The sequence below is a fragment of the Cupriavidus sp. KK10 genome (assembly GCF_018223725.1).
GTDB classification, from domain to species: domain Bacteria; phylum Pseudomonadota; class Gammaproteobacteria; order Burkholderiales; family Burkholderiaceae; genus Cupriavidus; species Cupriavidus necator.
In genome coordinates, this window is record NZ_CP073677.1 from 1,668,067 (window position 1) to 1,688,659 (window position 20,593).

The following is a 20,593-nucleotide window of genomic DNA, read 5'->3' on the forward strand; positions in this document are numbered from 1 at the left end:
TGTTTTCTGGATTCTGATGCCTTCATCATGCAAATGACAAATACTATTTCTGGATAAGGACATGCGCCAGCTATGATGTAGCGATGCCGGGCGCACACCGGCCCCCTATCGGGACAGACGTTTTGGCTTGGATCCGTAGCAGTCGGGAGATCGGGAGAACTGGGCGCCCGCTGTGGCAGGCAGTGGTGTGGGTGCTGGCTGCCGCACTCGCGGGCGCCATGCCGGCGCGCGCGGCAGATCCGCTGCGCGTCGGCTCCAAGCGCTTCACCGAGTCATACATCCTTGGCGAACTGCTGACCCAGGCCGCGGGGCCGCCCGGCGCCGCTCAACACCAGCCAGGCCTGGGCAATACCGCGATCGTCTTCGAGGCGCTGAAGGCCGGCAGCATCGACCTCTATCCCGACTACACCGGCACGCTCGCCGCCGAGATCTTGAAACTGCCCCCCGGAGCCGGGCTCGATGCCATCCAGCGCGCGCTGGCGCCGATGGGGCTGGGCGCGGCAATTCCGCTTGGTTTTGAGAACACCTATGCGCTGGCCGTGTCCGATGCCCGCGCCGGCGCGCTGCGCCGGCTGAGCGATCTCGCCGCGCAGCCCCAGCTCAGGCTCGGCCTGTCCCATGAGTTCCTGGGGCGCGCCGACGGCTGGCCGGGGCTGGCCAGCCGCTACGGGCTGCCGCAACGCCCGGTCGGGCTGGACCATGGCGTTGCCTACGAGGCCTTGGCCGCGGGGCAGGTCGATGCCATCGACATCTATTCCACCGACGCCAAGATCCGCAAGTACAAGCTGCGCGTGCTGGAAGACGACCGGCATTACTTCCCGCGCTACGACGCGGTGGTGGTCTACCGCCTTGACGTACCGAAGCGTTTCCCGCAGGCCTGGCAAGCGTTGGAGCGGCTGGCCGGGCGCGTCAGCGCCGACGACATGAGCGCCATGAACGCGGCGGCGGAGATCGATGGCCAGTCATTCGACGCGATCGCGCGCGCGTTCCTGGCCGGCACTGCAGGGCAAAAGGCAACGCATGACGGTGCCGAGCCGCGCGGCCGGCTGGCTGCCGCGCTGTTCGGGCCCGACACCACGCGCCTGGCGCGGCGCCATGTCGGCCTGGTGGCGGGGGCGGTCGGCGCCGCCACGCTGGTCGGCGTACCGCTGGGGATGCTGGCGGCGCGGCGGCGCCGCACCGGACAGGCTGTGCTGGGCGTGGTCAACGTGCTGCAGACGGTACCGTCGCTGGCGCTGCTGGCGATGCTGATCCCGCTGCTGGGCCGCATCGGCGTCTGGCCGGCCATGGTGGCGCTGTTTCTCTATGCCTTGCTGCCGATCGTGCGCAACACCACGACCGGGCTGGAGCAGGTGCCGCAGGGCATGCGCGATGCGGGGCGGGCGCTCGGGTTGCGCGGCGGACAGGTGCTGCGCTACGTGGAGCTGCCGCTGGCCTTGCCGGTGCTTCTGGCGGGCATCAAGACCGCGGCCATCATCAGCGTGGGCACGGCGACGATCGCGGCCTTTGTCGGCGCGGGTGGCTTTGGCGAGCGCATTGCCACCGGGCTGGCGCTCAACGACACGGCGCTGCTGCTGGCCGGCGCAATCCCGGCGGCCATGCTGGCACTGGTGGTACAGGCAGCGTTCGAGACCCTGGAGTGGGCGCTGCGCCGCCATCGCGATGCGCGCTAGCTGCCTTGCTGCTGCGCGATGAGCCGCCCAAGGGTGGCGATGGCGGCCTCGGCCTCATCGCTCCACAGGTGCCCGTAGTTGAGCCGGATGCAGTTGCGGTATCCCTGCCGCGCAGAGAAGATCGGACCCGGCGCTATGCCGATGCCTGCCTCCAGTGCGGCATGGTGCAATGCCAGCGCATCGAAGCCGGGTGCAAACTCGACCCACAGGAAGTAACCACCGTCTGGGCGCGACACGCGCACATCTTCCGGGAAATGCTGGCCGATGGCATCGATCATGCGGCCCTGCTGCATCTCCAGCACATGGCGCAGCTTGCGCAGGTGCTTGTCGTAGCCGCCATGCTGCAGGTATTCGGCCAGCGCCACCTGCGTGGGCACGCCGGCCGACAGCGTGGTCATCAGCTTGAGCCGTTGGATGGCCTCGCCAAAGCGGCCCGGCGCCACCCAGCCGATGCGGAAGCCCGGCGCCAGCGTCTTCGAGAACGAACTGCAGTGCATCACCAGCCCTTGCGTGTCGAAGGCCTTGGCCGGCAGCGGGCAGCGGTTGCCGAAGTAGAGCTCGCCATAGACGTCGTCCTCGATCAGCGGCACCTGGTGGCGCGCCAGCAAGGCCACCAGCGCTTTCTTCTTGTCTTCCGACATGCTGGCGCCGAGCGGATTCTGGAACTGCGTCATGAACCAGCACGCCTTGACCGGGTGGCGCGACAGCGCGGCATCGAGCGCGCCCAGGTCGATGCCTTCGGCGGGGTCGACCGGGATCTCCACGGCCTTGAGCCGCAGCCGCTCCAGTGCCTGCAGCGAGGCATAGAAGCCGGGCGATTCGATCGCCACCACGTCGCCCGGCTGCGTCACCGCCATCAGGCACAGGTTGAGCGCCTCGAGCGCGCCGTTGGTGACGATCAGGTCCTCGGCCGGCTGCGGGGCGCCGGCGCCCAGGTAGCGCAGCGCGATCTGGCGGCGCAGCGCGGTATTGCCCGGCGGCAGGTCGTTGACCGAGTACCACGGGTCGAGTGCGCGGCCGGCGCGCGCCAGCGACTTGCCCAGCCGCTCCCACGGGAACAGCTCGGGCGAGGGAAAGGCCGAGCCAAACTGCACCAGCTCGCGGTCACGCGCGCCTTCCAGCACGGCGAAGACCAGCTTGGAGATGTCGACCTGCGTCGACACCTGGCGCGATGGCCGCGCCTGCGGCTGGGGCAGCTCGCGCCGCGCCGGTCCCGCCACGTAGTAGCCGGAGCGCTCGCGCGCCCGCACCAGCCCGCGCTCTTCCAGCCGGTAATAGGCCTGGAAGGCGGTCGAGGGGCTGACGCCATACTGGGCCACGGTCTTGCGGATCGACGGCAGGCGCGTGCCCGGCGGCAGGCTGCCGTTGCGGATATCAGCGGCCAGGGTCTCGGCAAGGGCTTCGTAGCGTTTCATGGCGGGTTGGCGGGGGCGGGGCGGTTGAGCGCATTATCTCCCGTGCAGGCAAACTGATACGTAAATTTTCCTGTTATCTGATGCTGTTATGGCTGGCGCGGACGGCCCATAATCGGCACTCGTACACAAAGGCGTTGTGCAAGGAGATGCCATGAACCCGTTGAGGCTGTTGCGGACCGTGCTGTGGGGCTTCTTTGGCCTGCGCCAGGGGCAGGAGCACCAGCGCGACCTGGACACCTTGCGCCCGGTGCCGCTGATCCTGACCGGCGTGGCCGTCGCCGCCGGGCTGGTGGTGTGCCTGGTGCTTGCGGCAAACTGGGCGGTGTCGGCTGCCTGACCTGAATCTGCTCCCATGCTTCTCCTGCCCCAAGGACCTGGTATCGCCACAGCCCGTGCGCTGCGCAAGCTGGCCTGCCTGACGCTGGCGATGCTGCTGCCCGTGGGCATGGCGCTGGCCGCCACCGACACGCAACAGATCGAACGCGGCCGCTACCTGGCGCGCATCGCCAACTGCGCCGCCTGCCATACCAGCGAAGGCGGCAAGCCATTCGCCGGCGGGCTGCCGATCCGCACGGCGGTCGGCACGATCCATTCGACCAATATCACGCCCGATGCCGGCAGCGGCATCGGCGCCTATACGCTGGCCGAGTTCGACCGCGCCTTGCGGTACGGCGTGGCGCGCGACGGCAAACGCCTCTATCCGGCGATGCCGTATCCCTCGTACGCACGCATGCGCGCCGAGGACGTGGCGGCGCTGTACGCCTACCTGCGTGCCGAGGTGGCGCCGGTCACCCAGCGCAACCCCGCACCGCAGATGCGTTGGCCGTTCAGCATGCGCAGCCTGCTGGCGGTGTGGAACGTCCTGTTCGTTGATGACGACCCGGTCCGCACCGACCCCGCGCGCGGCGCAGCCTGGAACCGCGGCGCCTACCTGGTGCAGGCGGTGGCGCACTGCGGCGCCTGCCATACGCCGCGCGGCAACCTGTTTGCCGAGAAGGGGCTGGACGAGCGCAGCCGCCATTTCCTGTCCGGGGCGAGCGTGGAGGGCTGGTCCGCCACCAACCTGACCGGTGACCAGGTCACCGGCCTGGGCGCGTGGTCGCGCGCGGACATCGCCGAGTTCCTGCGCACCGGGCGCAACGGGCACGCAACCTCGTTCGGTCCGATGTCCACGGTGGTCTCCACTGCCACCCAGTACATGAGCGCGCCCGACCTCGATGCCGTCGCCGCCTACCTGAAGTCCCTGCCCGGTGCGCGGGGCGAGGACAAGCCGTTCCGGCACGATGCCGCCACCGCGCAGCAACTGCAGCAGGGCCGCTTCGATGTGCCCGGTGCGCGCCAGTACGCGGTGTTCTGCATGCCTTGCCATGGCGCCGACGGCAAGGGCTTTGCCCGCGTGTTCCCGCCGCTGGCCGGCAACCCGACCGTCGCCGATCCCGATCCGGCCTCGCTGGTGAACCTGTTGCTCGACGGCGCCGTGACCGCGCGTGTGGGCACCGCGCCGGCGGATTACCACATGCCCGGCTATGGCTGGACGCTGGACGACCAGGAACTGGCCAATGTGCTGACCTTTATCCGCGGCAGCTGGGGCAACCGCGCCGCGCCGGTGCCGGAAGCCGCTGTGGCGGCACGGCGCAAGGCGCTGGCCGCGCAGCGCCCGGCCGCGGCAGGCGACGCATCCCGATGAGCACCCGATGACGATTACGCGCAGAGACTTCCTCAACGGCACCGCCCTGACCATTGCCGCCGGCCTTGCGCCCGTGCAGTTGCTGCACGCGCAGCAGGGTGGGGCAGGCGTGGCATACCCGCCCGCGCTGACCGGCCTGCGCGGCAACCATCCCGGCACCTACACGCTGGCGCACAGCCTGGCGCGCGAGGGCGCGAAATACCCGGTCGTGCTGGCACATGAGGCCTTCGACCTGGTGGTCGTCGGCGGTGGCCTGAGCGGGCTGGCGGCGGCGTGGTTCTACCGGCGCCGCTTCGGCGCCAACCGCCGCATCCTGATCCTGGACAACCACGACGATTTCGGCGGCCATGCCAAGCGCAATGAGTTCACGGTGCGCGGCCAGCGGCTGGTGACCTTTGGCGGCAGCGCCGAGATGCCGGCAAGCGCTGCCGGCGACGCCGCGGTGCGCGAACTGCTGGCAGGGATCGGGCTCGACGCCACGCGCGCGCCTGGCACGGCGCCCGCGGATCCCTATGCCGCGCTCGGCCTGGGCCGCGCCGTGTTCTTCGATGCCGAGCATTTCGGGCGCGACCAGTGGGTCGCGGGCGATCCGTTCGGCGAGCTGATCGATGTTCGCAGCGGGCAGCAGACCGGTGGCCCGGATGCGGCTGCCCTGTCGCGCTTCCTGGACAGCGCGCCTCTGCCTGCGGCGGACCGCGCCGCTCTGGCGCGGCTGGCCGCGGGCACCACCGATTACCTGCCGGCGTTGTCCGGCGCCGAGCGAGCGGCAGCGCTGCGCGCCATGCGTTACGCAAGTTTTCTGCGTGACAAGGCCGGCATCGGCCTGGCCGGGCAACGCTTCCTGCGCAGCCGCAGCAACGATGCCTATGCGCTGGATGCCGATGGGATCTCCGTTGCCGACGCTATTGCCATCGGTCTGCCTGCCGGCGCCAACATGCCCGCGCCGGCGGGAAACCTGCGGCTTGGCAAGTCGCCGGCTTCGCGCCTGTGGTTTCCGGATGGCAATGCCTCGCTGGCGCGGCTACTGGTGCAGAGCCTGATCCCTGGCGTGGCGTCGTTCGCCCGGCCGGCCGATGTGGTGTCGGCCGCGTTCGACTACAGCCGCCTGGACCGCGACGGGCAGCCGGTGCGCCTGCGCCTGAACAGCACCGCGATCGCGGTCGAGCCCGACGGCAATATCACGCGCGTGACTTATGGATTCAGCGGCAATCTGCACCGCGTCGAGGCGCGCCACGTGGTGCTGGCCGGCTACAACATGATGATCCCGTACCTGCTGCCGTCGCTGCCGGCGAAGCAGAAGGAGATGCTGCACAACGAGGCCAAGGCGCCGCTGGTCTACACCAAGGTGGCGCTGGACCACTGGCAGGCGTTCGCGACGCTGCGCACGCGCCGCATCCACGCGCCGGCCATGGCCTATACCGACCTGTGGCTGGAACCGCCGGCGGGCAAACATCCCTCCGATCCCGCGGTGCTGCATATGCTCTATGTGCCGACCGTGCCTGACAGCGGCATGCAGGCGCGCGACCGCTTCCGCGCGGGCCGTGCCTTGCTGCTCGGCACGCCCTTCGACACGTTGGAACGCGACATCCGTGCGCAGTTGGACCGCATGCTCGGCCACAAAGGCTTTGCTTCGAAGGACGTGATCCGCGGCATCACCGTCAACCGCTGGGCACACGGATACAGCTATATGCCCGACAGCCTGGCGGGTGAGAACGTGGCGCCCGACGCGGCGTGGCCGGGGCTGGCCGGCGTGGGCAATATCAGCATCGCGAACAGCGACAACGCCGGCAGCCCTTCGCTGACCGCGGCGGTGGGGCAGGGAAAGCGGGCAGTCGACCGCCTGCCCGGGTAGCGAGACTTCAGCCGGCACGCGGCGGCATCAGCGCATCGATCTCTGCATCCTTGGCTTCCCACTGGCGTGCCAGCCAGTTGTGGAATTCCCTGCGGAAGGCCTTGTCGCTACCGTAATCAGCCTCGCAGAAGGCCGGCGGCACCGGCAATTGCCGCATGCGCACCAGCACCGGGCCGGCGCGCCCGCAGGCCAGGTCCCAGAAGCCTGGCGCGCCTTCCGGATACACGATGCTGACGTCGATCAGCGAGCGGAACTTGTTGCCCATCGCATTCAGTGCCACCGCCAGTCCGCCGGCCTTGGGCTTGAGCAGATGGCGGTACGGAGAGTCCTGGGCCGCGCGCTTGGCCTCGGTAAAGCGGGTGCCTTCGGCAAACACCATCACGCTGGTCGGCACCAGCGAAAACTTCGCGCAGGCGCGCTTCGCCGTTTCCTGGTCCTGGCGCTGCAACGCCGGATTGCGCCGCAGTTGCGCCTTGCCATGGCGCTTCATGAACGGAAAGTCCAGCGCCCACCACGCCAGCCCGATCACCGGCACATAGATCAGCTGTTGCTTCAGGAAAAACTTCAGCAGCGGGATGCGCCGGTTCAGCGAGCGCTGCAGCACGAAGATATCCGCCCACGACTGATGGTTGCAGTTCACCAGGTACCAGTCGGCATAGCGCAGCCCCTCATTGCCCTGGACATCCCACGGCTCGCGCTGGATCCACGCGAACCAGCCGGTGTTGCCGGAGATCCAGGCGGTCGCGATGCCGTTGAGCAGCGGATCGATGCGCCGCCTGACGGCGGCAAACGGCAGCGCCAGCTTCAGCAGCGCCAGCGGAAACAGCAGCGCGCACCAGAACAGCGTGCTTGCAATCAGCAGAGTCCAGCTGAGAATCCCGGTGATCCAGGCGAAGCGGCCGCGCGGCACCGGAGCCCGGCGGCGGCGAGACAAGGGGGTGGGTTCCCCGGGTGTTGATGGCGCCGAGGGCGTTGAGGCACACGTGCCGGTGGCACGTGTTGACGAGGATGGGACTGAGGTCATGGATGCCAGTCTGCAGGCTTGCAAGGGTTGCGGGCTTGCGCGTGATCAACGCAGGCACTATTGGGTGCGTACTTTAACTCGCCCGATGGGGAGCGTGGGACGCATTCTGCCTTGCCGCCTGGGAACTTGCAGGACTCAGAACACGATGGTCGCCGTTCCCATGAACGTATTCGTGCGCTTCAGGCGGTTCTTGTTGGCCACCGAGGGCACCCAGCGCAGCCCAGCGACAGCAGGCTCTTGGCGCCGATCTTGGTGTCGTAGGTGACGGTCGGGCCCACCGCCCAGTCATGGCCGCGGAAGCCGTTCAGGCGGTCGCCAGCGGGCCGCTGTCATCGCCCAGATGCTGCGTCGTGCCGGCGATCAGCCCGAGGCCGGCACCGTGGCAAAGCGCTTGAGCAGCATGGTGTCGAGCGTGAACAGCGGCGCGTCCCGGTAATCGGTGGCGTTTGGCTTCGGCCATCTCGCGCGGAGTCTCGCAGTCGTCGATGCGCGTGCGGCAAGGCGCATCCACCCCCGCCACGAGCAGCAGCGCCACCGCGGGCAAGTTGCGCACGCTCACCGCCAATGCAGCGCGGTGTAGTCGTTGATGCCGCGCTGCGCGGGATCGGCGCCGAAGTCCAGCAGCAGCCGGAGCAGTTCGACCACGTCCGAGCGTGCGCTGCCGCCCGGCGCGGCGAGCGTGCATGACAGCGCGGCAATCAGCGGCGGAAAGCCCGCTTGATCCGCCGGCCGGGGAGCCGCGCCGGCTTCGAGCGGGGTGCGGATAAAGGGCAGCGGGCTATGGTAGATCGCGTATTCGAGGCAAGCGCCAATCCCTGGCAGCATGGTCCCGTGGGAATGCAGGCCGGATCATCAACCGCTGCTCGCAGCACTTCGATATCGCCGGCACGGAAGGCGGCATGGATCTTTTCGAACTGCCGGTACGCCTCGCAGCGCTCGATGTCTGGGTTCACGGTTTTGCCCGGATGAAGGGCCGGTGCCGGCCTACGCATAATCGAGCGGCAGCGCCGTGGTGTACTTGATCTGCTCCATCGCAAAGCTGGAACTGACGTCGGCCAGCTCGGCGCCCTGGATCAGCTTCTTGTAGACGCGGTCGTAGGCGGCAATATCCGGCACCACCACGCGCAGCAGGTAGTCGGTATCGCCGGCCATGCGGTAGAACTCGGTCACTTCCGGGATCGATGCCACCAGTCCGTGGAATTGCGCGAGCCATTTCACGTTGTGCTGGCTGGTGCGGACCGAGACAAAGACCGTGACCCCGGCATTGAGCTTGTCGGCGTCGAGCAGTGCCACGCGTTTGCGGATCAGGCCGGCCGCTTCCAGCCGCTGGATCCGGCGCCAGCACGGCGTCGAGGTCAGGCCGACCCGTTCCCCGATCTCCGCCACCGGCACGGTGGCGTCTTCCTGCAGGATGGCGAGAATCTGTTTGTCGTAGCGGTCCATGGCGCGTAGCGGGTCAGGTGAGGGTGGGCCGGCGCCCGCACGCGGCGCTGGTACGCGCGGCAGATGCTAGGCGTCGGCGGTCGGCACCAGCAGGTTCACGCCGGTGGCAATGTGGTCGCGGTGCACGCCGTAGAGGTGCAGGGACACTGCGATATCGTCGCTGGCATTGCCCAGCGCATGGATATGCTGCAGCCCGGACGGCACGCTGAAGGTATCGCCGGCCGTGCGCAAGACGGAGTTGGCATGGCGCGCCTGCCTGCTGGCGGGATCCCACCGGTAGTGCTGCTCGCTCAGCGTGCCGCGCAGCACGCGGTAGGCACACCAGGTGCGATGGCCGTGCACGGGGCTGGTCTGGCCCGGGCGCCAGACCAGCACCATCGCCGAGAAGCGCTCCAGCGGGTCGGCATGAACCAGGTGGCGGGCATAGGTATCCGGCCTGCCGAGCAGGGCGCCTGGCGGCAGTGTCGCAAGCAGCGTGTCGGTGTCCGGCAGATGCACGGCGATGTGCCCGGCCACCATGCGCGCACTGTGGGCGAAGGTGGCCTCGAGGTCGAGCGCCAGCTGGTCGAGCGGCGCAGTTGGCGGGGCGGTATGGGGAAACGCTGCCGGGGCTGCGGCAGTCAGGGGGGATCCGGTCATGGCGGGCACCTTGGTCTTGTTCTGGGTACATAGCCATGATATTTGCGGGCCGGAGCACAGGCATGCGAATTGTCGTTCAATGTCGTCGGAGATTGTAATTCTATTTCCCTATTGGTTGGATTTTGAGAATCATATGCTCGAATCGGGCCGGACATGGTGAATGGGTGCTCGCCGATAGCGCCACGGCCGTGCCAGGGTGGCGTACCCGGTGCGCTGTGCAGCGAAGGCATATATGCTGATATGGACAGGCAGCCCGAATGGCCGGGTCACGGACGACGGTGCGGCAAAGGAGCATGATCGATGCGCTCGCCAGCGAGGGACGCCACGCGTGTGAGACGCCTTGCGACGTGGGTTGTTGCCGTCATCGTCGCGCTGGTTGCTGTCGGCCGCGTCACCGGCCTCGTTGTTGACTGGTTGTGGTTTGCCTCGGTTGGCTACGCCGGGGTGTTCCGCACGATATTCGCCACCCAGGCGCTTCTGTTCCTTGCCGTATTCGCCGTTTCGGCAGGCGCGCTCTGGGTATCGGGCTGGCTGGCGCACCGCTGCGCGAGTCAGGCGCAGGCCTGGAGGCCGGAGGTCCTGGGCCAGCCGGTTGGCGAGATTGCAGCGCGCCTTCCGTGGCGCGCCGCCATTGCCGCCGCCGCCGTCCTTGTGGGGCTGCTCATGGCCGTCGGTGAACTGTCGAGCTGGGCCATTGCGCTGCGCTATATCCATCAGGTGCCTTTCGGCAAGACCGATCCGATATTCGGCAAGGACATCGGTTTCTACGTCTTCTCGCTGCCGGCGTATCTTGCACTCAGGAACTGGCTGCTCCTGCTGCTGGGCTGCAGCGCAGTGGTTGCCGGCGTGGTCTACGGCTTGCGCGGCGACATCGCGCTGGTCCGGTCGCCGCGCGGGCTTTCAATGGCGGCCGCTACCCATGGTTCGGCATTGCTCGGCTTGTTCTTCGCGCTGCAGGCGTGGTCCTACTGGCTCGACCGCTTCATGCTGCTCTACGGCGACAACGGCGTCGTGGTCGGCGCGAGCTATACCGATGTCCATGTCGGGCTGCCGGTCCTGTGGCTGCAAGTCGGCCTGGCTGCCGCGGCTGCCGCCGCTTCATGGGCCAATATGCGCTGGCGGGACTATCGGGTCCCTGCGGCCGCGGCGCTCCTGGTGGTCGGCAGCGCAATACTGCTCGGCACGATCTGGCCGGCACTGTTCCAGCGGTTCTATGTCAAGCCGAACGAGCTGCAACTGGAGACGCCGTATCTCGAACACAATATTGCGCTGACGCGGGAGGCCTATGGCGTGACGCAGATCGAGGTGAAGCCGTTCCCGGTCGAACAGAGCCTGGATCTCGCCTCGCTCCAGGCCAATCGGCCGACCATCGACAACATTCGCCTGTGGGATCTGCAGCCGCTGCGCGATACCTATGCGCAGTTGCAGGAGATCCGGACCTATTACAAGTTCCTTGCGACGGACATCGACCGCTATCAGCTCGGCGCAGGCTACCAGCAGGTCATGCTGTCGGCGCGGGAGCTGGAGCCGGCACTGATTCCGGCCAATGCCCAGACCTGGGTGAACCTGCATCTCCTGTTCACCCATGGCAATGGCGTGGTGATGTCGCCGGTCACCGAGAAATCCGCCGAAGGCCTGCCCTCGCTTTATCTGCATGACATTCCCCCGCTCTCCAACGGCGGCCCGGCCATCCAGGAGCCGCGCCTCTACTTCGGTGAAGGCGGCAGAGGCTATGTCATCGTCAAAGGCAGCGTGCCCGAGTTCGACTACCCCAAGGGCAAGGACAACGTCTATACGGCCTACCGCGGGCGCGACGGCATCGACATCGGCGGCATCGCGCGCCGGACCCTGTTCGCCTGGCAGCTCGGCGATCCCAATATCCTGCTGAGCGGCTACATCACGCAGGAAAGCCGCATCCTGCTCCATCGCAACATCCGGGACCGCGTGCACACGATTGCCCCGTTCCTCACCCTCGACCATGACCCCTATGTGGTCGCGAGCGAAGGGCGTCTTTACTGGATCCAGGACGCCTACACCACCAGCGGCTGGTTCCCTTATTCGCAGCCCGGCACCGGTGGCGGAGACAACTACATCCGCAACGCCGTCAAGGTCGTGATCGATGCGTACAACGGCACGGTCGACTTCTACATCAGCGACCCGGCCGATCCGGTCCTGCAGGTGTACCAGCGCATCTTCCCGGGCGTGTTCAGGCCGCTGGGCGCCATGCCGCAGGATCTGCAGCGGCATATCCGCTACCCTGAAGACCTGTTCCTGATCCAGGCGCAGATCTACCGCGCCTACCACATGGAAGCGGCGGAGGTTTTCTATAACCGCGAGGATCTGTGGGAGTTCCCACGCCAGCTGACAGGCATGAGCACAGGGAACATGCCCGCCGCGCGGATGATGCCCTACTACATGATCCTGCGGCTGCCGGACGAACCGCGCGCCGAGTTCGTCCTCATGCTGCCGATGGTGCCGAGCCAGCGCGAGAACATGATCGCCTGGCTGGCGGCGCGCTCCGATCCCCCCAACTACGGCAAGCTTGTCGCCTACACCTTCCCCAAGGAAAAGCTGGTCTACGGGCCGTTCCAGATCGAGGCGCGCATCCAGCAGAATACCGAGATCTCGCAGCAGATTTCCCTGTGGAACCAGATGGGCTCGCGCGTCATCCGCGGCCATCTGCAGGTCGTGCCGATCGAGAACTCCATCCTCTATGTCTCCCCGCTCTACCTGCGTGCGGAGTCCGGCCAGTTGCCCGAACTCAAGCGGGTGATCGCCGCCTATGGCGATCGCGTGGTCATGGAGGACACCCTGGGCGCAGCCCTTGCGGCCCTCTTCAAGGAATCCGCACCGGCGGCGCTACCGGCGCAGGGCGCAGCGAATGCCCGCGCCCGCGAGGCACTCGCGCACTATGACCGTGCCATCGCGCGCCTGAAGGCGGGGGACTGGAGCGGCTTCGGCGCGGAACTCGATGCCTTGCGGCCGCTGCTTGAGGCGCTCGGGGCCGGGGGTGCCGATGAGCGGAAGTGAGCGGCCTGCCGGGAGCCGCCGGCAGGAGTGCCGTCCTATGTCGCCAGCTCCCTGATCTTCTCGACGACCTCCGGATTGGCAAGCGTGGACACGTCGCCAGGCTCCTGGTGGTTGGAGATCGCCGCCAGCACGCGACGCATGATCTTGCCCGAGCGTGTCTTGGGCATGTCGGGAACAATCACGACGCGATGCGGACGCGCAATCGCGCCGATCTGGGACACGACCGAGGCCGAGACCTTGTTCGCGATCTTGGTGGAAGGCGACAGTCCCGGCTTGAGCGACACATAGAGATCAGGCACCTTGCCCTTGATCTCGTCGGCCACCGGCACCACCGCCGCCTCGGCGACGTCTGGCACCAGCAGTGCGGCCGATTCGATCTCCTTGGTGCCGAGACGATGGCCGGAAACGTTGATCACGTCGTCGATGCGGCCAAGGATGCGAAAGTAGCCGTCCGCCGCCTGCATTGCGCCATCGCCCGCCATATACGGCCAGTCGCGCCAGTCCTTGCTGTCGGGATTCTTGCAATAGCGCGCATAGTACTGGCGCACGTAGCGGTCCGGATCCTTCCAGACGGTCTGAAATATGCCCGGCCAGGGATTGCGGATGCAGATATTGCCCGCCTTGCCCGAGCCGGCCGGGATCTCCTTGCCTTCCTCGTCAAAGATCACCGGATGAATGCCCGGAATCCCCGGGCCCGTGCTGCCGGGCTTCATCGGGTGGATGCCCGGCAGCGTGCTGCAGAGGAAGCCGCCATTCTCGGTTTGCCACCAGGTGTCGACGATGACCGCCTCGCCCTTGCCGACTTCACGGTGGTACCACTTCCAGACTTCGGGCTCGATCGGCTCGCCCACCGTGGTCATGTGCTTGAAATGGCAGTCGTACTTCGCCGGCTCGTTGGGCCCGTTGCGCCGCAGCGCGCGGATTGCGGTGGGCGAGGTGTGGAAGATATTGACGCCAAGGCTTTCCGCAATACGCCACGGCCGGCCGGCGTCGGGCCAGGTTGGCACGCCTTCATAGACGACGGACGAAGCGGCGAGCGCGAGCGGGCCATAGACGATGTAGGAATGCCCGGTGATCCAGCCAATATCGGCCATGCACCAGTAGACGTCCTCGGGGTGGATATCCTGAATGTACTTCGAGGTCCACGCCACGTAGGACAGATAGCCGCCGGTGGAATGCTGGCAGCCCTTGGGCCGGCCCGTGGTGCCGCTCGTGTACATCAGGAACAGCGGCGCCTCCGCCGGCATCGGCTCGGGCTCGACACGCCTGCCGCGGAACCCGGCGAGCACGTCATTGAGAATGACATCGCGGTCCTTCACCAGTTTGGCGGCACTGGAATACTTGCCCGGGTAGCGCTGCCAGATCAGGACCTTCTCGACCTGCTGACCGGCGCTGGCGGCTTCTGCCACGGCGATGTCGGCCTTTTCCTTGTGATCGAGCAATTCACCGCCGCGGTAATAGGCGTCCATGGTAATCAGCAGCCGGCTCTCGGAGTCCGCGATGCGCTCGGCGCAGGCCTTGCCGCTGAAGCCACTGAATACCTGCGAATGAATCACGCCGATGCGCGCGCATGCGAGCATGGTGATGGGCAGTTCGGCCACCATCGGCATATGCAGCGTGACGCGGTCGCCGGCCTTCAGGCCGCAGAACTCCCGCAGCAGGGCGGCCAGTTCATTGACGCGAACAAAGAGCTCCTGGTAGGTGAGGTGATGCACCGCCTCATGCTCCGGCTCGGGCACGAAATGAATCGCGGTCTTGTTCCTGTACGCGGTGAGGTGGCGATCCACGCAGTTGTGGCAGGCGTTGATCCTGCCGCCGACGAACCAGCGCCAGAAAGGCGGGTTGCTGGTATCCACCGTCGTTTCCCAGTATTTGTACCAGTCCAGCAGGTCTGCGAACTCCTTGAAACACTCGGGGAAACGATCGAGGGAGAAGCGCTCGAAAATGTGGGGATCAGTCAGATTGGCCTGCGCAATGAACTGGCCGGCCGGCGGGACATAGTCCTCCTCAGGCCAATGGACCGCGATTTCGGCCTCGGACACATCGGCCAATTCCTGCTGTGCAGCATGGCGTGGCGATTTGCCTTCAGACATGACGATTCCCCTTCACTTTCCATGGCATCCATCCAGGTAGTGTCGGTGCCACTATCCTGCGATAGCTGCCGGAAACGACTAGTCCATATTAAGTCCGGGCACGGGGAGTTGCCAGGAAATCGGCCTGCCGCTGTCCGCCGAGCCCAGAGCTTGCCTGCCGGCCGCCATACGCTAGATTCGTAGGGGGGGCATTGGAGAATGAGCAATGACCAACGATCTTCTTGTGGAACGCGTGGACGTGTGGGCGGCAACCATACCGGACCGGCCCGGCGGCCTCGCGGAGGTACTGGAGACCTTGCGCGATGCCGGCGCGGACCTGCAATTCGCGATTGCGCGCCGCACGCCGGAGGACCCCGGCAAGGGTGTCGTGTTCGTGACACCGCTGCAGAATGACAGGGAAATCCGTGCCGCTGCCCAGGTCGGCTTCAATGTCACGCACAGCCTACATTCGGTGCGTATCATGGGCGGGGACCGGCCCGGCATCGTGGCTGAGCTGACCCGCAAGCTTGCGCAAGGCGGAATCAACCTGCGCGGATTCTCTGCCTCTGTCATCGGAGTACAGTTTGTCGCGTACGTGTCGATGGACTCCCTCGACGATGCGAACAAGGCAATGGCTATCCTGGGCAAGGGCTGAAGCTCGCCGCGGGGCGAAATACAGACAATCACAAACCGATGGCAATCTGGCCCGGCGGGACTCGCAGATCACGCCCGTAGCGGGCTCCTCGGCATGCGATGCCTTCGCGCCGGGGCCCGGCCATCTCCTATCATGGAATCACGCCTTGCCTCTTAACGAGCAGGCAGATGGGGCCCGGCGCGACCCGGCTGACTCATGTTGATGGCGTCTCCGACGACCTTCTCACGGCCGGTCGCGCCGTGGCGCTTCCTCCTTTGACGATCCTGGCGATTTGCGCCGAAGCCGCACGTCGCCGGCATGCATGTTGGGAGACTTCCATGGGCGACAACCAGCAACAAACTGTCCTCGCGCTCAACCAGCTGATCGAGGCTGGCAAGGACAGCGAACTGGCGTGCATGAGCGGCGCCAGCGAAGTGCACGATGCAGCGCTGCGCGACATTCTGACGAGCACCGCGGAATCGTACCGGGCGTCGGTGAAGGAATTGCAGTCGATGGTCAGCGCCATGGGCGGCGCGCCAACTGACCGGGGCAGCATGAATGGCATGCTGTTCCGCCGCTGGATGGCATTCCGCCACATGCTGTCGCCGAACAACGACGACACCGTGCTGGGAATGTGCGAGCACGAGGAAGATGCCGCCAGGCGCGAGTATCAGTCCGTCATGATGAAGCCGCTGCCACCAGAGGCCAGCGCGGCGCTTCAGCGCCAGTACGAGGCGTTGACGCAGCATCATGGCCGGATTCATGCCATGCGCGGGATGCAGATTCACTGAGGGTCCGGCTTGCGCGATGGGAGAAAGCAATGGCAACCTACGAGTTCAAGGACAAGGATCTCCAGTTCCTTGCCCAGGGCGCTGACTCCTGTTTCCCGTCCCCTGATGCTGCCTTCGTTGAGTGCGCGGACAGCCATCCGGCGTTCCTGGTGACATGGCCGGAGAGCGGACCGACGACGATGCAACTCAAAGTGCAGATTCGGGCAAGCCAGTACGCCAGTTACCTGACGGATCCATTCAGGGGACGCGAAGTCCTGCGCAAGGCGGTGGAAGATCGCCTTGCGCTGATCCACACGGTGAAAAGCGGGCTTCTGGTCGCCCCCGACATCTAGGAACGGATGCCGAACAAGCCGTGCCAGAACGAATCGAAGGCGCCGGCGTGACGCCTGGGCGGCTTCGCCTCGTCGGGGTTTGAAGCCCCCGCCCCGGCGGGCGCCTGGGCGGCCTCGGTGTCCGGCGCGTGCGCGGCCCGCGCACTTGCCCGCCGCGACTCCTGCAGGGCCCATATGCTGTCCGCGATGCGTGCCGCCAGTTCCGCGTCGCAGTCCCGGCCGAGCAGCACGCCGAAGATAACGTCGCGGTTGTGGCCGTCGTCGGCAAAGCGCATCGCGATACCGAGCATTTTCTCGTAGTGTTCCTGCGCGATGCGCTGGCTCTCGCGTTGCGCCTCGCGCTCCTGTTCTTCCTGGGCCTCGCGCTCGGCCTGCCAGCGCCGCATCTCCCGCTCGAATACCTCGTCGTAGATCTGGCGCTGCCCGGCATCGGAAAGAATGGTGTAGGCGTCGCGGATTTCCTGGAATGCCGCATGCGCCTCAGCCTCGCGGCCAAGGTTGCGGTCGGGGTGCCACTTCATCGCGGCGCGGCGGTAGGCGCGCTTGATCTCGTCCAGGGTGGCGTCCGGTTGCACGCCGAGGGTCGTGTAGAGGGTGGTCATGGGCCGATTGGGCGTCTGTCTGCTGGGCGGCTGCCGGGCGGGCATTCATCCTAGCATGGGGTGACCCGAAGCCATGGCATGCGAGATCGATCCCGGCCCCCGGTTCATGGGCACGCAAGCGCCGCAGCAGCGTACAGGAGCAGCGCCACCAGCACCACCGCGGTGAATCCGACGTGGATCGCGACCAGCGTGGCAAGGACCGCCGCCACCACCGAGGCGCAGGCGTTGATGCCCCATGCCCAGGGCACCAGCGTTTCGTCGCGGGCCGCGACCCGGGCCAGGCCGAGCGGGAACGGCATTCCCATCAGGAACGCCAGCGGCGCGATCAGCAGCACGGAGACACCTATCCTGGCCGGGTCCGGCAACCCGATCAGCAGCCTGAACACCGTCGGCAGCGCCACCAGGTAGACCAGCGCGGCCACGCAGATGCCGCTGACGGCCAGCGCCGCCTGCCGCCTGCCGCGGTCATCGCCAGCGCGCGCGGGCATGCGCTGGGCGTATCGGCTGCCCAGTCCCGCAAAGCAGAGAAAGGCGCACAGCACCACCGCGACCGCATAGAGCGGGTGGCTCAGGAACAGGATGAATTTCTGGATAAAGGCGATCTCCACGAACATGAAGCCGAGGCCGACCGCCAGGAAGTAGAAGCCGGCTCGCCATTCGGGCAACCGTCGCACGGCAGCGCCATTGCCGCCAGGCCCCGCGGCGGGCTGCGGCCGGGGGCGCCGCCGCAGGATCCAGAGCGGGACCACGATCAGCAGCAAGGCCAGGGCGGTGGCCTGCAGCAGCGTGGCCACCAGCACCGGATAGCCCCATTCCAGCAAGGGCAGGCCGCCCTGCGCCTTGAGCGACAGCAGTTCAGGCAGCGTGCGCCATTTGAAGAAATGGAAGAAGTACGGCCTGTCGTCGGTGGCGGGCCGCACATCGAATTTGTAGCGGGACAGGAAGCGGCCGCGCTCGGGGCCGAGCAGGGCTTGCGCGGCGTCGAAGAAGTAGGGCTGATCCAGCACGTTGTAGCGATTCGCCTGGCCGGGCTGGATGCCGGGAAAGTACTCGACGTCGAAGGAACGGGCGCGGCAGAAGCCGACGACGGCGGCAAGGTCCGCGGCACTGAATTCCCCGTTCTTGACCACCAGCGTGGCCGTCTTCCAGCCACGGACCAGCGCCAGCCGCCGGGATGGCTCGGGCACGCCAGCGCCTTCCATGGCGGCCACGGCGGTGGCGAGCAGTTTGGGTATGTCGCGCGGCGGCAGCGTGACCCAGCGCGTGATCGCAAGCAGGCCGCCGGGCCGAAGATGGCGCAGGTAGCCCTGGAAGGCCTCCACGGTATAGAGATAGCTTTCGGAGAGCGCGTACAGTCCGGCCGATGAGGTGCTGAATGAATCCAGCAGGGCCACCTGGATGAGGTCGTAGCGTGCCGTGCTGGCCGCCAGGAATCCGCGCGCCTCGCCGGTAAAGACACGGACGCCGGCCGCACTGTACGGCATTCCGGAAAACGCGGCGAAGCGGCCCTGCACCAGGTCGATCACCTGCGGATTCAATTCCACGGCATCGACCGCGCTGGCGTGGTGATAGACCGCCTGCAAGACGTCCGCCCCCGCACCGCTGCCCAGCACCAGCACCTTCGGATCGCGCAGCAGGTGGTAAGGCAGGGCAGAGGTGAGGTCGCCCAGGTAGGCCAGCGGTTCGCGCCGGCCGTCATAGCGGTTGAGCGCACTGAGCCCGTCGCCATCGGTAAACACGGCCAGTTGCGCTGGCGGCTCCTGGCTGGCATTCAGGCTCAGCCCAGGCGCGTGCCGCAACGGGATCGAAGGGCTCTCGACCACCGTGACCAGGCCAAGCGGACTGGAGCGCTGCGCCACCACGCGCGCGTTGCCGATGCGCAGGGCCTGGCTCAGCTCTTTGTACTCGGACGGCCGCAGCGCAATCCAGTCACCTGGCACGCCGGCCGGCACGATTGCCGCCAACAGCAGGAGCGCCGGCAGCCAGGGCCGATGCCAGCGGCATTCCACGCATGCCAGCGCCGCCGCCGCCATGCCTGCCGTACCGACCAGCCGCAGGGCGTCGACCGGGTGCAGCGCGAACAGCGCCACGATGATGCCCAGGCAGCCCAGCCCGGCGCCAAGGATATCGAAGCTGTAGATGCGGGGAACCTGCTCGGTGAAGCGGGAAAAGCTCAGGCAGATACTGGTGGCGGCGCAAAAGAACGGAACGAATAGCAGCAGGTAGATCAGCAACAGGCGCAGCGGCTGCGAAGGCTCCCACAGGATCTCCAGGGGATTGAACGCCACGTGCTGGGCCAGGGCGAAGCAGGCCATCGCGCTGACGCCGAACAGCAGGGCTCCGCCCGCGAACACGGGGACAAAATGGCGGAGCAGCGTTCGCTGCGCCAGCGCCACCAGCGCACCCGCCGCGCCATAGCCCAGCAGTGCCACGCTGATCATCATGTAGGCGAAGTGATGCCACTGGATGATGGAAAGCAGCCGCATCAGCAGGATCTCGTAGCCCAGCGCGGCGGCAGAGAGCAAGGCCAGGGCGAACAGCGGGGGACGTGGCATGGCGTCAGCTGGCAGGGCTGATGCCTCAGTGCTTGCCAACCAGCGGCACGAACCTGACCGGCAGGATCTGCCTGGTGGAAACGGTGCCGTCCGCGGACTTTTCTACCAGCAGCAGGTACTGCGTCAGGAACTGGGCGCCCACCGGGATCACCATGCGGCCGCCTGGCTTCAGTTGCCGGATCAGCGGCGGCGGCACATGGCTGGCCGCCGCGGTGACGACGATGGCGTCAAAGGGCGCGTGCTCGTCCCAGCCGTAGTAGCCGTCGCCCACCTTGCACGCCACCTGCCGGTAGGCCAGCCGCTTCAGGCGGTCGCAGGCCTGGCGTCCCAGTGGCTCGATGATCTCGATGGTGTAAACCGCGCGTGCCAGCCCGGTCAGCACCGCGGCCTGGTAGCCGGAGCCGGTGCCGATCTCCAGTACGGTGTCGCCAGGCTTGACCATCATCAGGTCGGTCATCAGGGCGACGATATACGGCTGCGAAATGGTCTGGCCATGGCCAATCGGCAGCGGCCGGTTCTCATAGGCGTGCTGCTTCTGCTCGTCCGGAACAAACTCGTGGCGAGGCACTTGGCCCATCACGGCCATGACGCGCGGGTCGATGGCATGCCTGCCGCTCTGGGCGGCGGCCGCTGCCGCGACCGCGGCGATCTCCCTGACCATGTCGGCGCGCTGTGGGGCAAGGGCGTCGTCGGCGGCGGTGGCCGAGCAGAACAAGGCCAGCGCGATGGTGGCAATCGGGATAGGGAAGGGTGGGCGGGGCGCTGACGGCTTCACGAGTGGGGCAGGCAAGGAGCCTACCGTCATCGTAGATCATCGGTCTGGCTGGCGCAGATAAGTGACAAA

Annotated in this window: 17 protein-coding genes and 1 pseudogene; 8 read left to right on the forward strand and 10 right to left on the reverse strand. The window is 66.9% G+C overall.

Going from position 1 to position 20,593, the window contains the following annotated elements; translation table 11 throughout:
* The first annotated feature begins 218 nt into the window (after positions 1 to 218).
* The gene (locus tag KB879_RS08155) at positions 219 to 1,673 is read left to right on the forward strand and encodes a glycine betaine ABC transporter substrate-binding protein (protein WP_153954837.1); all 1,455 of its coding nucleotides are present in this window, start codon (positions 219 to 221) and stop codon (positions 1,671 to 1,673) included.
* Here the strand turns inward: KB879_RS08155 and KB879_RS08160 are convergent.
* Positions 1,670 to 3,088: a PLP-dependent aminotransferase family protein gene (locus KB879_RS08160; protein ID WP_013956592.1), complete on the reverse strand. Its 1,419-nt coding sequence runs from the start codon at positions 3,086 to 3,088 to the stop codon at positions 1,670 to 1,672. The two genes, KB879_RS08155 and KB879_RS08160, sit on opposite strands and share 4 nt — an antisense overlap.
* 151 nt (positions 3,089 to 3,239) lie before the next feature.
* Between KB879_RS08160 and KB879_RS08165 the strand changes: the two genes are divergently transcribed.
* From KB879_RS08165 to KB879_RS08175, 3 genes are read left to right on the forward strand one after another with little or no spacing between them, the layout of a single operon-like run.
* Positions 3,240 to 3,425, forward strand: coding sequence for a DUF2970 domain-containing protein (locus KB879_RS08165; RefSeq protein WP_010811552.1), 186 nt, complete (start codon positions 3,240 to 3,242; stop codon positions 3,423 to 3,425).
* Between the two features lie 15 nt (positions 3,426 to 3,440).
* The gene (locus tag KB879_RS08170) at positions 3,441 to 4,775 is read left to right on the forward strand and encodes a cytochrome c (protein WP_013956593.1); all 1,335 of its coding nucleotides are present in this window, start codon (positions 3,441 to 3,443) and stop codon (positions 4,773 to 4,775) included.
* 7 nt (positions 4,776 to 4,782) lie between these two features.
* Positions 4,783 to 6,627, forward strand: a complete 1,845-nt coding sequence (locus KB879_RS08175; protein ID WP_153954810.1) for an FAD/NAD(P)-binding protein — start codon at positions 4,783 to 4,785, stop codon at positions 6,625 to 6,627.
* A 7-nt stretch (positions 6,628 to 6,634) separates the two neighbouring features.
* Here KB879_RS08175 and KB879_RS08180 read toward each other — a convergent pair whose 3' ends face one another.
* The 5 genes and pseudogenes from KB879_RS08180 to KB879_RS08200 all read right to left on the reverse strand — a co-directional run bounded on the left by KB879_RS08180 (position 6,635) and on the right by KB879_RS08200 (position 9,733).
* The gene (locus tag KB879_RS08180) at positions 6,635 to 7,537 is read right to left on the reverse strand and encodes an acyltransferase (RefSeq protein ID WP_035814968.1); all 903 of its coding nucleotides are present in this window, start codon (positions 7,535 to 7,537) and stop codon (positions 6,635 to 6,637) included.
* A 249-nt stretch (positions 7,538 to 7,786) separates the two neighbouring features.
* Positions 7,787 to 8,098, reverse strand: a pseudogene (locus KB879_RS08185) (transporter); the annotation flags it as partial.
* A 108-nt stretch (positions 8,099 to 8,206) separates the two neighbouring features.
* Positions 8,207 to 8,476, reverse strand: coding sequence for an ankyrin repeat domain-containing protein (locus tag KB879_RS08190; protein ID WP_013956596.1), 270 nt, complete (start codon positions 8,474 to 8,476; stop codon positions 8,207 to 8,209).
* Between the two features lie 159 nt (positions 8,477 to 8,635).
* Positions 8,636 to 9,094, reverse strand: a complete 459-nt coding sequence (locus KB879_RS08195; protein WP_013956597.1) for an Lrp/AsnC family transcriptional regulator — start codon at positions 9,092 to 9,094, stop codon at positions 8,636 to 8,638.
* 66 nt (positions 9,095 to 9,160) lie between these two features.
* A complete protein-coding gene (locus KB879_RS08200) occupies positions 9,161 to 9,733 on the reverse strand; it encodes a cysteine dioxygenase family protein (protein WP_013956598.1) in 573 nt (190 codons plus the stop codon).
* 300 nt (positions 9,734 to 10,033) lie between these two features.
* Between KB879_RS08200 and KB879_RS08205 the strand changes: the two genes are divergently transcribed.
* On the forward strand, positions 10,034 to 12,763 hold the full coding sequence (locus KB879_RS08205) for a UPF0182 family protein (protein WP_013956599.1): 2,730 nt from the start codon (positions 10,034 to 10,036) through the stop codon (positions 12,761 to 12,763).
* 35 nt (positions 12,764 to 12,798) lie between these two features.
* Here the strand turns inward: KB879_RS08205 and acs are convergent, their stop codons facing one another.
* The gene (gene acs / locus KB879_RS08210; RefSeq protein WP_013956600.1) at positions 12,799 to 14,856 is read right to left on the reverse strand and encodes an acetate--CoA ligase; all 2,058 of its coding nucleotides are present in this window, start codon (positions 14,854 to 14,856) and stop codon (positions 12,799 to 12,801) included.
* A 205-nt stretch (positions 14,857 to 15,061) separates the two neighbouring features.
* Here acs and KB879_RS08215 point away from each other — a divergent pair, with 205 nt between their 5' ends.
* The 3 genes from KB879_RS08215 to KB879_RS08225 all read left to right on the forward strand — a co-directional run bounded on the left by KB879_RS08215 (position 15,062) and on the right by KB879_RS08225 (position 16,592).
* Complete coding sequence (locus tag KB879_RS08215) at positions 15,062 to 15,490, forward strand: ACT domain-containing protein (protein WP_013956601.1); 429 nt, start codon at positions 15,062 to 15,064, stop codon at positions 15,488 to 15,490.
* Between the two features lie 317 nt (positions 15,491 to 15,807).
* Positions 15,808 to 16,260, forward strand: a complete 453-nt coding sequence (locus KB879_RS08220; protein WP_013956602.1) for a PA2169 family four-helix-bundle protein — start codon at positions 15,808 to 15,810, stop codon at positions 16,258 to 16,260.
* A gap of 29 nt (positions 16,261 to 16,289) precedes the next feature.
* Positions 16,290 to 16,592, forward strand: coding sequence for a hypothetical protein (locus tag KB879_RS08225; RefSeq protein ID WP_013956603.1), 303 nt, complete (start codon positions 16,290 to 16,292; stop codon positions 16,590 to 16,592).
* On the opposite strand, the gene KB879_RS08230 is transcribed toward KB879_RS08225, so the two are convergent.
* From KB879_RS08230 to KB879_RS08240, 3 genes are all read right to left on the reverse strand, one after another.
* The gene (locus tag KB879_RS08230; protein WP_041227895.1) at positions 16,589 to 17,194 is read right to left on the reverse strand and encodes a J domain-containing protein; all 606 of its coding nucleotides are present in this window, start codon (positions 17,192 to 17,194) and stop codon (positions 16,589 to 16,591) included. The two genes, KB879_RS08225 and KB879_RS08230, sit on opposite strands and share 4 nt — an antisense overlap.
* Positions 17,195 to 17,298: 104 nt before the next feature.
* The gene (locus KB879_RS08235) at positions 17,299 to 19,749 is read right to left on the reverse strand and encodes an SAM-dependent methyltransferase (RefSeq protein WP_153954808.1); all 2,451 of its coding nucleotides are present in this window, start codon (positions 19,747 to 19,749) and stop codon (positions 17,299 to 17,301) included.
* Positions 19,750 to 19,774: 25 nt separating this feature from the next.
* Positions 19,775 to 20,554: a protein-L-isoaspartate(D-aspartate) O-methyltransferase gene (locus tag KB879_RS08240; protein WP_013956606.1), complete on the reverse strand. Its 780-nt coding sequence runs from the start codon at positions 20,552 to 20,554 to the stop codon at positions 19,775 to 19,777.
* Between the last annotated feature and the right edge of the window lie 39 nt (positions 20,555 to 20,593).